The sequence below is a fragment of the Leucobacter sp. cx-328 genome (assembly GCF_014530035.1).
Lineage (GTDB): Bacteria > Actinomycetota > Actinomycetes > Actinomycetales > Microbacteriaceae > Leucobacter.
On record NZ_JACVMX010000002.1, the window covers coordinates 419,712 to 433,428 of the forward strand.

Sequence of the window (13,717 nt, forward strand, 5' to 3'; positions counted from 1 at the left end):
TCCAACTTTTGCCGCTTCGAGCGGCCTTCCGCCGAGAGGCGTTTCTGCGGTCTGGTATTTTTTATGCCCGTTTGGGCGCTGCTGCTGGCTGATTTGAGTAATGACTTGTTTCTCTTGTGGTCGCCTAGGGTGTTCTGTAGCGTTTCCTGTGTGTGACTTGTGCGCGAAGTTTCGCGCCCGCTGTAACCAAGGGAGCCTCAGTGAAGAAGAACACCGCATTAGGCATGGGTATCGCGGCAGGGCTGATCGGAATGAGCTTGGTGCCGACCGCCTCATACGCGGCGCTGTCAGCGAAGGACTGCGACGGTGTACAACGACTGGTATGTTCCGATGACGCGGTCGAATCGTACCGCGTGGATAGATCCACCGACTCGATGGCTGCTCCCGAGGTAGGGTCACTGCGCTGGGCTATCGAGCAGGCAAACTCAAGCCCCGGTTTAGACGAAATCGTGATTGACGCCGAGCTGGAGATTCAGCTTGAAGAAATGATCATGATCAGCGACGGTCTGATCTTGCGGGGCGAAGGCGATACAGAAACACGCGCCACAATTAGTTCTCAGGAAGTCGATCCCTACCCCGTGCTGGAAGTGTACGACGTGTCCGCTCCAAATGCGGTCGTGCAGGTGGAAAACCTGACGTTCGACGGTCACGGAAGAGATGGCGGTGGCATCCTTGTGGCAGACGGACTCGTCGGCTTTGGTATGTACGAAGCCAGTATGCGGGCGTTCGGGGAGTTCGCCCTCGACTTCCAGCCAGATGACACCCTTGAGCAGATCGTGATCGAGAACAGTGAGTTCACGAACATCGGAGAAGGAACTGGCGTCGTGCAAGCGATGACTGAGGACTCTCTGCTTTCCCTCGAGGTGCGGAACTCTCGCTTCGTCGACAATGAGGCCACCGCGATTCGTCTCGACGGTGAGCTATCTGGAACCGACGGTGCAGTGCCCACATTGCGTGTGTTGGGTTCAGAATTTGTGAACAACATTGCGCACTACGCAGAAGCGGGGGCGATTTCGGTTGACGGTGTAGACGTTGAGTCGGTTGAAGTAGAGGAAGTGCATTTCGAAGAGCCGATTGTCCGAATCGAAGGGAACACTTTCAGTGGGAATCTCGGTGAACGCGCAGGAGCGTTCTATCTTGGTTCCATTGACGGTGACCTTGAAGACGCGACAAACACTTCTGATTACGGCGAGCTCGTCGTCGTAGACCGTTCATCGTTTGAAAACAATACCGCTGAAGATGGCGATGTTCGGGCAAACGACATCCTCATTGAATATGCAGAACCCGAGATTGACGCGCCAACCCCAGAAGATTGCTTCACCGGTCTCACTCCGTTGCACATCTTGAACTCGACATTTAGCGCAGAGACCTCGAGCGATGCCGCGGTGCGCATCGACGATGCAGACTGTGTGGCCTTCAAAATCGATCACGCGACTTTCATTGGTGCTGGCATTGCCGTCGGCGACACTAGTTCAGAATTCAAAGCTGGTATCTTCCTCCGCAACACGGTGTTTGACACGCAATCCGAACAGCCGTTCGTGGCGGTTGGAGAGTGGACCCCAGTTGCGCTATTTGAAGATCACGTTGGCTACAGCACCGAGCCTGATGCTGGGCTCATTTCCGCTGGCCCGGGTCGTGTGGTTGCGCCGAGCAGTGATCTCGCACTTGATGCGTTTAGCTCAGTTGCGACAGAGAACGAAGGCCTGTCGTACGCGGCACGGGTGAGGATACCTGGCCTTATCGCTGGTGCAGAGACTGAGGTGGCATCAGTGTTGACTGGGGCTGGTGTGGCATCGGAGGATCCGCGCCTCGCATTCGACCAGGCCGGTGGCGCGCGCCCGGGTGCGGCAACCGCGCGCGGTCTCGAGCTGCCCACGATTGGCGCGGTTGAAGGTGTCGCGGTCACAGATACGACCCCTCCGGTGGAACCCGAAACTCCAAAGCCGGTGGATCCGAAGCCGGTCGGTCCGAAGCCTGGAGAACCAACCCCAACTGTGCCAAAGAGCGAGACCACACAGCAGGCGCTCGCGAACACCGGCTCAGCGATGAACGCGACGAACTGGTTCGTTCTCGCCGGAGTATTGGTGGTTGCGGCTGGTGCACTCTTCGGGGCTAACCGGCTGCTGCGCAAGCGCGAGGCGCGCAATGATAACGAGAACAGCCAGGACGCGGAGAAGTAACGCCCACAGTTGTCTGAGGTAAGAGCCCCTCTCCCGTGAGATCTCCGGGGAAGGGGCTCTCGCTTCGTGGCCTGGTGTTTTACGCTCGTCTGCGAACAATCGGCGTGACTTATGACTGGGCTATGTTTCTCTGGTGTTTTATCTTGCCCCGAGGTAGCGTTTCCCCTGTGTGCTGCTTGTGAGTGATCGCTCACAAGGGTGAGGGCTATGGGAGATTCAGTGAAGAAGAACACCGTACTTGGGCTGGGCATTGTCGCCGGCCTCGTGGGAATGAGCTTGATCTCGGGTGCTGCGCAGGCAGAACCACAACCACAGCTCTGCGATGGAGTCGAACGAATGGTGTGTTCAGCTGATGCCGTCACTAGCTATCGAGTCACCGACCAGGCAGACACTTTGACATCAGGCACGCTTCGCGCAGCCATCGAAAGCGCGAACCAATCGCCTGGGTTGGACGAAGTCATCATTGGCCCAGAGCTGACGATTGAGGTCTTGAGCGAAATTGAGATCACTGATGCGCTCATCCTGAGGGGGGGAGGGAAACCTCGAGACGCGATCGACGATACGCGGAAACACTAAAGACGGTGATTACCTCTTCTACGTCTCGGGTCCCGAATTCGCCGATTTTACGGTGCAATTTGAAAACCTCAACATGGAGGGCGCAAACGATGAGGCCTCGGGGGTCAGGGTATCAACCGGGCCCATGCGCTTTGCCATGTACGACAGCAGCATGCGTGGCTTCGCTGACAAGGGATTGCGGCTCAACACCGAGGGTGATTTCTCACATTTCCTGGTGGAAAACAGCGAGTTCACCGATATGAGACCGGGCGAAGGCGTGCTGCTTCTCAGCGCAGAAGACGCCACCACGCGCCTGGACATTCATAACTCCCGCTTTGAAAACAATGAAATGGCCGCGGTGGTTATGGACTCCGGCCTGGGAGGCCAACACATGGGGGACAAGACGTCTCTACATGTTTCAGGCAGTGAATTCATTGCGAACAATGCTGGCGGGTACGACGCCGGAGCAATCGATCTCGGGCGAGTAGACCTGAGACTGGAGAATACAGAAGCCGTCAAGATTGACGAGCCGTTTTTGCACCTCGAGGGTAACCTCTTCCGAGATAACATCGGCAGTCGCTCAGGCGCCGTTTACATTTCTGGAATCGATGGTGAAGCCGACGAGTTTGTGCCTGGCTCAGAGCTGGGCGAACTCGTTGTGATTGAACGCAACTCATTCGTGAACAACCTGACAGAAGAGCCAGCTGATGGCGCGAATCACCTCTACGTGGGACGCGGCCAGTCTGAGACAGGCTTTACACCCGAAGAGTGCCGTACGGAGCTTACGGGCCTGAGCATCTTGAACAGCACGTTCAGTAGCGATATCCCGGGAACATATGCCATGCATCTTGGCCGGGCGGACTGCATGGGTTTTGAAATCGACCATTCCACGTTTGTTGGTGGCGGAATTTCAACAGCTGACGCTGAAAACGCGGCCCTGTTCCTCACGAACACTGTCATTGATACTGGCAGCGACCAGCCGTTCTCGCCACAGTACCTGTCAGATCCTCTCGAGATCGTCGAGGATCATGTCGCGTATTCTTCAGAGCCAGATGATCGCCCGGCGTCGGGTGTGCCAGGGGCTCGTGTGGTCGCGTCGAGTGATGAGCTTGCGCTCGGTGATCTTGAAGAGGTTGCCGTCGATGTTGATGGGTTGCAGTACACCGCTGCCGTGCATGTGCCTGGCTTGATTGATCAGGCGGATCCGTTGAGTATTTCAAAGCTCGTCGGTGCGGCGAGTGACTCTGTTGATGCGCGTTTGGCGACTGATCAGCGTGGTTTGGAGCGGCCGCAGGCAGACCCGGTGAATACGGTCGAGCTGGCAGATATTGGCGCGGTTGAGGCCGTGTTTGCGGAAGCGCCTGTTGACCCGGTCGAACCTGTGGACCCGGTTGATCCGGTTAAACCGGTTGATCCTGTGGTTCCGACGGAGCCGGTTGATACGGCGAAGCCGGTGGGCGGGAAGCCTGTGGTATTGGCGGCGACGGGTGTGGTCAATGGTCCGAATCAGTGGATCGCGTTTGGCGCGGTGATGCTGCTTGCCGGTGGCGCGTTGATTGCCAGCCGCCGCCTCGGCCGGAAATAGTAACGTGCGGCGCTTCCTCAGCGCAACACTGATGAATACGGAGCACGAATGAAAAATAATACCTTGCTGGTCAGCGGCATTGTTGCCGGCCTGATCGGAATGAGCCTCATCCCAGTTGCAGCGCACGCTGAGGTTGTGCAGCAAAACTGTGACGGACTTGAGCGGCTGGTGTGTTCTGCTGGTCCGGGGGGCATGATTCGGGTCACCAACCCAGCTGACACCTTGGACGAGGGCACGTTGCGTACAGCAATTGCACAGGCGAACGCGTCACCCGGGCTCGACGAGATCGTCATCGATGCAGAGCTCAACATCCTGGTGAAGAGTAGGCTGGTCGTCACTGGTGGCGTCATCCTGCGAGGCGAAGGTGCCGGTGATACTCGCCCTACGATCACACGCGACTATTTGGGAAGCGGCGAATTCTTGCAGTTCGAGGGCCCAGCTTCCCCGGAATTTGTTGTGCAGCTGGACAACCTGCAATTGACAGGTTTGCTCGATACAGACGAGGGGATCTATGTAGGTGAGGACGTGCAGCAGTTCGGACTCTATGACAGTTCGCTACAGGGATTCGGGAGAAGTGGGATTTACCTTCCAGACCCTGATTCGCTTGAGTATTTCATCGTTGACAACAGTGACTTCAGCGACATGGGTCCAGGTGATGCTGTGCTGGATTTCCAGGCGGAGGACTTGTATACCGAAGTGCATATTCACAACTCACGCTTCACTGACAACCAGATGACGGCTCTGAACATCGGCTCGACTCTTACCTTTGAGCCGGGACGGCGATCCTCTGTGCATGTCTCCGGATCCGCATTCCTGCGAAACACTATTCCAGATGAAAACGCTGGTGCAATTTCCATTTTGGGCGTCGATGCTGTCTCAGAAGACGGTACTCCCTATGTTCTTGAAGAACCACTTGTACACCTCGAAGGAAACCTCTTTAGAGAGAATTCTGGCGAAGAAGCTGGGGCGATCTTTGTGGACAACGTGTACGGCGGAGAGTCCATTGGTGATGGAGGCACAGCCAACGTAGGTGACTTGGTGCTGGTCGAACGCTCCTCATTTGTTGACAACGTGGCCACAGGCCAAAACTCGAGTGTAAACGACCTAGCAATACCAAGTGGAGGCATTGAGAGCGACGGAACCGCCGGAGAACGGTGCCCTACACGCCCAAACATACTGCGGTTGCAGAACAGCACGTTCAGCTCATCAACGGAAATAGGGGTGGCCCTCAGCTTGGAACGCTCGTCATGTGCAGACTATGTGTTCGAACATACAACGTTTGTTGGAGCAGGTATCGACGCTGGCTCGGGCGTTAACTCCACTGTTCAACTGACGAACACCGTCATTGACACCGGTGAGCAGCAGCCAATCACCATGCATGCCGGTCGTCCAGAAATGGCGATGACTGTTGTCGAGGATCATGTCGCGTATTCGACAGAGCCGACCGACATCCCTGAGCCGGGTGTGTCAGGGGCTCGTGTGGTCGCGTCGAGTGATGAGCTTGCTCTCGGTGATCTTGAAGAGGTTGCCGTCGATGTTGATGGGTTGCAGTACACCGCTGCCGTGCATGTGCCTGGCTTGATTGATCAGGCGGATCCGTTGAGTATTTCAAAGCTCGTCGGTGCGGCGAGTGACTCTGTTGATGCGCGTTTGGCGACTGATCAGCGTGGTTTGGAGCGGCCGCAGGCCGACCCGGTGAATACGGTCGAGCTGGCAGATATTGGCGCGGTTGAGGCTGTGTTTGCGGAAGCGCCTGTTGACCCGGTCGAACCTGTGGACCCGGTTGATCCGGTTAAGCCGGTTGATCCTGTGGTTCCGACGGAGCCGGTTGATACGGCGAAGCCGGTGGGTGGGAAGCCTGTGGCGTTGGCGGCGACGGGTGTGGTCAATGGTCCGAATCAGTGGATCGCGTTTGGCGCGGTCATGCTGCTTGCCGGTGGCGCGTTGATTGCCAGCCGCCGCCTCGGCCGCAAGTAGGCGGGCACTGACAAGGCTGACATACACGTAGAGCGGGCCGGGGCGATTGCCCTGGCCCGCTCTACGTGATTCGTACTCGTTAGCCGAAACGGCCCGAGACGTAGTCCTCGGTGGCCTGTACGGAAGGCGTCGAGAAGATCTTTGAGGTGTCGTCGAATTCGATGAGCTTGCCCGGCTTGCCGGTGCCCGCAATGTTGAAGAACGCGGTGCGGTCGGAGACGCGTGACGCCTGCTGCATGTTGTGAGTCACAATGACGATCGTGTAGTCCTTCTTCAGGTCATCGATGAGGTCCTCAATTGCGAGCGTCGAGATCGGGTCGAGCGCCGAGCACGGCTCATCCATGAGGAGCACTTCTGGCGAAACCGCGATCGCACGAGCAATGCAGAGGCGCTGCTGCTGGCCACCTGAAAGGCCCGAGCCGGGCTTGTCGAGGCGGTCCTTGACCTCGTTCCAGAGATTTGCGCCCTGCAGCGACTTCTCCACGAGGTCGTCAGCATCGGTGCGTGAGATCTTGCGGTTGTTGAGATTCACGCCAGCAAGTACGTTTTCGCGGATCGACATCGTCGGGAACGGGTTCGGACGCTGGAAGACCATGCCAACCTGGCGACGAACAAGTACGGGGTCGACGCCGGGGCCGTAGAGATCTTCACCGTCGAGCAGCACCTCGCCCTCGACGCGTGCGCCGGGGATCGCCTCGTGCATGCGGTTGAGCGTGCGGAGGAAGGTGGACTTGCCACAGCCCGAGGGACCGATGAACGCGGTCACGCTGCGGGGCTCGATGTTCATGGTTACGCCTTCAACAGCGAGGAACTTCGAGTAGTACACGTTGAGATCTGAGACTTCGATGCGCTTCGACATGGTGTTGTCTTTCGTTTCTGGGAGTCGGTGGAAGATTAGCGGCCGAACGACGGCGAGAAGTATCGCGCGATCAGTCGGGCAATGAGGTTGAGCGCCATCACGATGAGGATGAGGAGCAGGGCGGCAGCCCATGCGCGCTCGAGGAATGCCCACGCAGGGTTACCCTGGTTCGCGAACTGCGTGTACACGTAGACCGGCAGTGACTGCATGCGGTCTTGGAACAGGTTGTAGTTCATCGAAGCGGTGAAACCGGCGGTGATGAGCAGGGGTGCAGTTTCGCCGATGACGCGTGAGATCGAAAGCATGACGCCGGTCGTGATACCCGCGATCGAGGTCGGCAAGACGACCTTCAAGATCGTGCGCCACTTCGGTACGCCGAGGGCGTAGGAGGCCTCACGCAGTTCGTTGGGAACGAGGCGCAGCATCTCCTCGCTCGAACGCACAACGACCGGAATCATGAGCACTGCAAGCGCGACGGCGCCGATGATGCCCATGCGAACGCCAGGTCCGAGGATGAGCGCGAAGAGTGCGTACGCGAATAGGCCGGCAACGATCGAAGGGATACCAGTCATGACATCTACGAGGAACGTGATGGTCTTCGCGAGCTTTCCACGGCCGTACTCGACGAGGTAGATCGAGGTGAGCAAGCCAAGCGGAACCGAAATGATGGTCGCTGCAAGCGTGATGAGCAGCGTGCCGATCATTGCGTGGAGTGCGCCGCCGCCCTCACCGGTGACGTTACGCATCGAAGAGTTGAAGAACTCAGCGTCCATGCGGCCGATGCCGTTCGAGATCACAGTGATTGACACTGAGACCAGGGGCACCATTGCGACGATGAACGCGCTCGTGACGAGTGCAGTAACGAAGCGATCTTTCGCCTGACGATTGCCCTCAACGGAGGCCGAGAGGACGGTGATGACCACCATGTAGATGATGGCGCCGACGATCGCGGTACCGACGAGCGAGAAGGCGGATCCGCCAGCCACTGCGAGCAACGCGAAGAGCCCGGCCGAAGCGAGGAAAGACGCAGCCAGGGTGATCCACGGGGTGCGCTTTGAGAGGCGGTTGCCGGCGAGCGTGGAGCCCTGCGAAATGGGACGAACGGTGATTGCCATGGTTAGTTAGCTCCGTTGAACTCGGCGCGACGGCTTACGATCCAGCGCGCGAGGGCGTTCACGAGGAAGGTCACGATGAAGAGGATGAGACCGGTCGCGATGAGGATGTTCACGTTCTGGCCGTAGGCCTCGGGGAACGTGAGCGCAATGTTCGCGGCGATCGTTGAGGGGTTCTCGGAGGTGAGGAGCTTGAAGCTCACAATGCCGGTGGCCGAGAGGACCATTGCGACTGCCATGGTTTCGCCAAGTGCACGACCGAGGCCGAGCATTGCCGCGGAAACGATGCCCGAGCGGCCGAAGGGCAGCACTGCGAGGCGAATCATTTCCCAGCGGGTCGCGCCGAGCGCGAGTGCCGCTTCCTCGTGGAGCTTGGGCGCCTGGAGGAAGATTTCTCGGCAGATCGCGGTCATGATCGGCAAGATCATTACTGCGAGAACGATTGCTGCCGTCAGGATTGTGCGGCCGGTGCCAGTTACGACGCCGCCGAAGAGCGGGATCCAGCCGAGGTTGTCGTTCAGCCACGCGTAGACCGGCTGCAGCGCCGGAGCGAGCACGCCGATGCCCCACAGGCCGTACACGACGCTCGGAACCGCCGCCAGAAGGTCAACGATGTAGCCGAGCACCGATGCGAGCTTGCGGGGTGCGTAGTGCGAGATGAAGAGCGCGATACCGATCGCGATTGGGAGAGCGATCGCGAGCGCGAGAGCGGCTGCCCAGATCGTGCCGAAGACGAGCGGTCCGACGTACGCCCAGAAGTTGCTGTCGATGAGTGACGCAGTCTGGTCGGTCGCGACGAAGGCTGGCAGGCTCTGCACGATCAGGAAGATCGCGACGGCTGCGAGCGTGACCAGGATCATGCTGCCAGCGAAGACAGCGGATCGTGAGAACACGCGGTCGCCGCGGCTGAGAACCGGTCGTGGCGCTTTGGTAGTGGCAGTCACTGGGTGGGTGCCCTTCGAAGATGTGCGGGTCAAAAGTGTGAATGGAGCGTATCGCACGGAAGTCGGAGACCCGCGTTCTGGTGTAATCTGAGGCGGTTTTGCCTAGATATGAACGCGGATCCCCGACCCTGGGTGCGAAGCGATTTAGCTGATTGCGTCGATCGCGGGCTGAACCTTCGAGCGAAGGTCTGCGGTGATCGGGGCGCTGCCCGACGAGGTCGCAGCGTCCTGCTGGCCCTCTTCGCTCACGATGTAGTTGAAGTACGACTTCACGAGTTCAGCGTTTGCGGGGTCTGCGTACTTTTCGCAACCGACGAGGTAGCTGACGAGAACGATCGGGTAGACGCCTGCCTCTGACGAGGTACGGTCGAGCTTGATCGCGATGTCGTGATCGCCGCGGCCCTCTTCGACGGGCGAAGCGTCAACGATTGCTGCTGCAGCCTCGGGGCTGTATGCCACGTAGTCGCTGCCAACCTTGATCTCGACGGTGCCGAGGTCGCCAGCACGCGATGCGTCTGCGTAACCGATGGTGCCAACACCGTTGGTGACTGCGTCAACGACACCAGAGGTGCCCTGTGCGCCCTCGCCACCGAGCTCGGTGGGCCACTCTTCGATTGAGCCTACGGTCCAGTCAGCGGGTGCTGCTGCCTCGAGGTACTCGGTGAAGTTACCGGTGGTGCCCGACTTGTCCGAGCGGTGCACTGCGCTGATGTTTGCGTCAGGCAGGGTCACGCCGGGGTTCTGGTCGGCGATTGCCGGGTCGTTCCACTTGGTGATCGAGCCCGAGAAGATCTTGGCGACGGTCGAAGCGTCGAGCTTGAGCGAGTCAACACCGTCGAGGTTGAAGATGAGCGCGATCGGCGAGATGTATGCCGGGAACTCAACGATGCCCGAGTCAGGTGCGCAGGAGCCGAAGGGGCCTGCCGCGATCTCGTCGGTCTTGAATGCGCGGTCCGAGCCAGCGAACGACGATGCGCCCTGCTGGAAGGTCTCGCGGCCTGCGCCCGAGCCGGTCGGATCGTAGTTCACGGTGACGGCCGAGTTGGCGGTCTGGAAAGCTGCGATCCAGCCTTCCTGGGCGGATCCCTGCGACGATGCGCCTGCACCGATGATCTCGCCCGACAGGTTCGACTCGGCGGGAGCGGTCGAACCGGATTCATTTGCCGCGCACGAGGTCAGTGCGAGTGCAGCGGCGCCGCTGACAATTGCGGCCTTGGTCAGAGCTGAAAGCTTCACCGTAGATTCATCCCGTCTGGAGAAGTATCGTAATTTGGTGCGACCGGAATTGGCCACATCTCTACGGTAGAAAGCTTGAGTGACCGCGGGGATGCCACAAAGTGAACAGCGGGTGAACGAACGCACTGACTCTGTGAACTGCGTCTTCACCGAGCAGGTGCAAACATTACAACTTCACGGGGTATGTTTCGACGCTCAAGATGCCGGCGCCTGGATTCTGCTTCGAAAAATGGAACACCGAGAAGGCGCCTGGTGGTAGCGCGGCGGCTTCCTGCAGGTAGCGGCCAGGCAGACTGCCGGTTGCGAGTGCGAGCTCACGGATCGCGTCAGGCAGTACCGGTCGGTGCGTGCAGATGAGCGCATTGCGAGTCTTGCGAACAATCTTGCCGATGACCGCGCGAAGCTCGGTGAGGTCGCCCGCCTCCCACGCTTCCTGGCTGAGGCCGTCTTTCTCGCGCACCCGCTTGCCAAGGTGTGCTGCGAGTGGTGCTACGGTCTGCAAGCACCGTGTTGCCGTCGACGAAATCAGTCGTTTCGGCGCGAACGGCTGCAGAATCGCGACGAGCTTCTCTGCTTGTTCTTCGCCGGCGGGCGCAAGAGGGCGTTGATGATCAATTGGGAATGCCTCCCCGCGAGGTTCTGCTTTCGCGTGGCGGAGCAGAATCACCGAGAAGGTATCGAACGCGTTTCGTGCGACGAGCTTCAAGAAGACGCTGTAGAGGTCTCGGTCTGCCGGGTAGGTAAGGCGCTCGCTCACCTGCTCTGCGGGCAACCATTCGAGCGCTTCGACTTCGCTGTTCGGGCGGAAGGTTGACGCCTGCACGGCCGAGTCAGTGACCTCGGCTGCCCAGTACTGCACCGTCTTCACCTGCTTGGGGTCTTTTTTAGACAGCGGGTACTGGATAGTGCCTAGGTTGACACCGAGGCCGACCCTGAGGCCGGTCTCTTCGAGAGTCTCGCGTACCGCGGCCTCCGGCATGCCCTCACCTGGGTCAAGCTTGCCCTTTGGGAACGAAATATCGCGCTGCTTCGTGCGGTGAATGAGCAGCACCATGATCTGCTCGACACCGTGCTCGTCGGTGACGCGTCGCCAGCAGACTGTGCCCGCCGCGAAGAGTGACTTACTCAACGGTTCCTCCGATCGCGCGCCTCCGTACGGTCGATCATGACTAGGTCTTGGAGATCGGGGAGCGGTTCGCCCTCTTCGCTCACCACACGGCGGTCCCAGCTGCCGTCAGACAGCATGCGCCACGAGGAAACCTCGTCGCTAAATGCGAACTCGAAGAAACGGTCGATACGAGCGAGGTGCTCTCGCTCTGCGATGCGAACGAGTACCTCGATGCGACGGTCGAGGTTGCGGTGCATCAGGTCAGCGCTGCCAATGTAGACCTCGCGGTCGCCGTTGTTTTCGAACGCGTAGATGCGTGAGTGCTCGAGGTAGCGGCCGAGTACTGAGCGCACCTGGATGTTCTCGGACAGACCAGGGACGCCCGCGCGAATAGAACAGATGCCGCGAATCCACACTTCGATGGGTACGCCCGCCTTGCTCGCGCGGTACAGCGCGTCAATGATCTGCTCGTCGACCATCGAGTTCGCTTTGAACTTGATGCCGCTTGGCAGGCCAGCGCGCGCGTTCTCGGTTTCACGCTCGATACGTTCGAGCAGGCCAGTGCGCAGCTGCAGGGGTGCGACGAGGAGCCGGTTGTAGTCTGTCTCGATTGCGTAGCCCGAAAGTACATTGAAGAGCTTCGTGACGTCACGACCGACCTCGGGAGACGAGGTGAACAGGCCGAAGTCTTCGTAGATGCGGCTCGTCTTGGGGTTGTAGTTGCCCGTTCCGATGTGACAGTAGTGAGTGAGTTTGCCGGCTTCTTCACGAATGACGTGAACGAGCTTGCAGTGGGTCTTGAGGCCGACGATGCCGTAGACCACGTGCACGCCCGCCTGCTCGAGCTTGCGTGCCCAGGTGATATTCGCTTCTTCGTCAAAGCGAGCCTTCACTTCAACTAGTGCGAGAACCTGCTTGCCTGCCTCTGCCGCCTTGATGAGCGATGCAACAATTGGGCTGTCGCCCGAAGTTCGGTAGAGGGTCTGCTTAATTGCGAGCACATCGGGGTCGGTCGCCGCCTGCTCAATGAACGCCTGCACGCTCGTCGCAAATGACTCGTATGGGTGGTGCACGAGCACCTCGCGACGTGCGATTGCGGCAAACGTGTCGGGCTTCTCGCTCGGTGAGCTGGTACGGAACTTCGGATGCGTCACAGGGATGTGCGGCGTGAACTTCAGGTCAGGGCGCGGAATGCTGGTGAGCGCAAAGAGACCTGAGAGGTCGAGCGGCGCGGGCAGCACGTAGACCTGCTCGGGGTCGATGTCGAACTCGCGCTTCAGCAGGTCGAGGGTGGCCTCGTCCATGTCGTCCGAGATCTCGAGACGGATGGGCGGGCCAAAGCGGCGGCGCAGGAGCTCCTTCTCGAGCGCCTGGATGAGGTTCTCCGTCTCATCTTCTTCAATCTCGACGTCTTCGTTGCGGGTGACGCGGAAGACATGGTGGTCCATGACCTCCATGCCAGGGAAGAGTCCGTCGAGCTGGTTCGCAATGAGCGCCTCAAGCGGGATGAAGCGCACATTGTCTTCGGTCTCGCGACGGTCAACGCGGACGTACCGCGGGATCATCTGCGGCACCTTCAGACGCGCAAACTCGACCTTGTCGGTGCGCGGGTTGAAGACGCGAATCGACAGGTTCAGCGCGCGGCCCGAAATATACGGGAACGGGTGCGCAGGGTCGACCGCGAGCGGCATGAGGACGGGGTAGATGTGGTGCTCGTAGTAGTCCTTCAGCACCACGCGATCAGCCGAGTCGAGGCTCTGCCAATCGACGATGCGGACGCCAGCTGCGGCAAGCTCGGGCTTGATGACCTCTGAGTAGCAGCGTGCGTGACGCTTCTGCAGCTCGTAGGCGGTATTGATGATGTCTGCGAGGACCTCAGTGGGTGCGCGACCCACATTGGTCGGCACTGCAAGGCCGGTGACGATGCGGCGCTTGAGACCTGCGACGCGCACCATGAAGAACTCGTCGAGATTCGACGCGAAAATGGCGAGGAAGTTGGCGCGCTCGAGGAGCGGCACCGAGGGGTCTTCAGCGAGCTCAAGCACGCGCTGATTGAATGCGAGCCAGCTGAGTTCGCGATCGATGTATCGATCTGCGGGCAGCGGCTCTTCGAAGCCTTCGATGGTGGGCGTATCTTCGCTCATAGTTCCCATTCTTACAG

At 59.4% G+C, this 13,717-nt stretch carries 10 protein-coding genes; 4 read left to right on the plus strand and 6 right to left on the minus strand.

What is annotated here, in order from left to right; translation table 11 throughout:
* Positions 1-200 precede the first annotated feature (200 nt).
* From ICL81_RS04565 to ICL81_RS04580, 4 genes are all read left to right on the plus strand, one after another.
* Positions 201-2,180 (plus strand): hypothetical protein, encoded by a 1,980-nt coding sequence (locus ICL81_RS04565; RefSeq protein WP_188033767.1) that lies wholly within the window; start codon positions 201-203, stop codon positions 2,178-2,180.
* A 219-nt stretch (positions 2,181-2,399) separates the two neighbouring features.
* Entirely contained in the window at positions 2,400-2,756 is a 357-nt protein-coding gene (locus tag ICL81_RS04570) for a hypothetical protein (RefSeq protein WP_188033768.1), read from the plus strand.
* Between the two features lie 124 nt (positions 2,757-2,880).
* Entirely contained in the window at positions 2,881-4,320 is a 1,440-nt protein-coding gene (locus tag ICL81_RS04575) for a hypothetical protein (protein ID WP_188033837.1), read from the plus strand.
* A 48-nt stretch (positions 4,321-4,368) separates the two neighbouring features.
* Positions 4,369-6,297 (plus strand): hypothetical protein, encoded by a 1,929-nt coding sequence (locus ICL81_RS04580; RefSeq protein WP_188033838.1) that lies wholly within the window; start codon positions 4,369-4,371, stop codon positions 6,295-6,297.
* Between the two features lie 79 nt (positions 6,298-6,376).
* Here ICL81_RS04580 and pstB read toward each other — a convergent pair whose 3' ends face one another.
* The 6 genes from pstB to ICL81_RS04610 form a co-directional block, all read right to left on the minus strand.
* Entirely contained in the window at positions 6,377-7,156 is a 780-nt protein-coding gene (gene pstB / locus ICL81_RS04585; RefSeq protein WP_188033769.1) for a phosphate ABC transporter ATP-binding protein PstB, read from the minus strand.
* A 35-nt stretch (positions 7,157-7,191) separates the two neighbouring features.
* The gene (gene pstA / locus ICL81_RS04590) at positions 7,192-8,271 is read right to left on the minus strand and encodes a phosphate ABC transporter permease PstA (RefSeq protein ID WP_188033770.1); all 1,080 of its coding nucleotides are present in this window, start codon (positions 8,269-8,271) and stop codon (positions 7,192-7,194) included.
* 2 nt (positions 8,272-8,273) lie between these two features.
* Positions 8,274-9,212 carry a phosphate ABC transporter permease subunit PstC gene (pstC, locus tag ICL81_RS04595; RefSeq protein ID WP_188033771.1) on the minus strand — a complete coding sequence of 313 codons (939 nt, stop codon included), beginning with the start codon at positions 9,210-9,212 and terminating at the stop codon, positions 8,274-8,276.
* Between the two features lie 144 nt (positions 9,213-9,356).
* Positions 9,357-10,448 carry a phosphate ABC transporter substrate-binding protein PstS gene (pstS, locus tag ICL81_RS04600; RefSeq protein ID WP_188033772.1) on the minus strand — a complete coding sequence of 364 codons (1,092 nt, stop codon included), beginning with the start codon at positions 10,446-10,448 and terminating at the stop codon, positions 9,357-9,359.
* A gap of 166 nt (positions 10,449-10,614) precedes the next feature.
* Positions 10,615-11,577, minus strand: coding sequence for an NUDIX domain-containing protein (locus tag ICL81_RS04605; protein WP_188033773.1), 963 nt, complete (start codon positions 11,575-11,577; stop codon positions 10,615-10,617).
* Positions 11,574-13,700: an RNA degradosome polyphosphate kinase gene (locus ICL81_RS04610; protein ID WP_251381748.1), complete on the minus strand. Its 2,127-nt coding sequence runs from the start codon at positions 13,698-13,700 to the stop codon at positions 11,574-11,576. Before ICL81_RS04610 ends, ICL81_RS04605 begins: the two co-directional genes overlap by 4 nt.
* Between the last annotated feature and the right edge of the window lie 17 nt (positions 13,701-13,717).

What these genes read in the sequence shown, in the direction of transcription:
- ICL81_RS04575 (WP_188033837.1), top strand. Translation starts at nt 2,881, where the DNA reads ATGCGCTTTGCCATGTACGACAGCAGCATGCGTGGCTTCGCTGACAAG.
- ICL81_RS04610 (WP_251381748.1), bottom strand. Translation starts at nt 13,700, where the DNA reads ATGAGCGAAGATACGCCCACCATCGAAGGCTTCGAAGAGCCGCTGCCC.
- pstA (WP_188033770.1), bottom strand. Translation starts at nt 8,271, where the DNA reads ATGGCAATCACCGTTCGTCCCATTTCGCAGGGCTCCACGCTCGCCGGC.
- pstB (WP_188033769.1), bottom strand. Translation starts at nt 7,156, where the DNA reads ATGTCGAAGCGCATCGAAGTCTCAGATCTCAACGTGTACTACTCGAAG.
- ICL81_RS04580 (WP_188033838.1), top strand. Translation starts at nt 4,369, where the DNA reads ATGAAAAATAATACCTTGCTGGTCAGCGGCATTGTTGCCGGCCTGATC.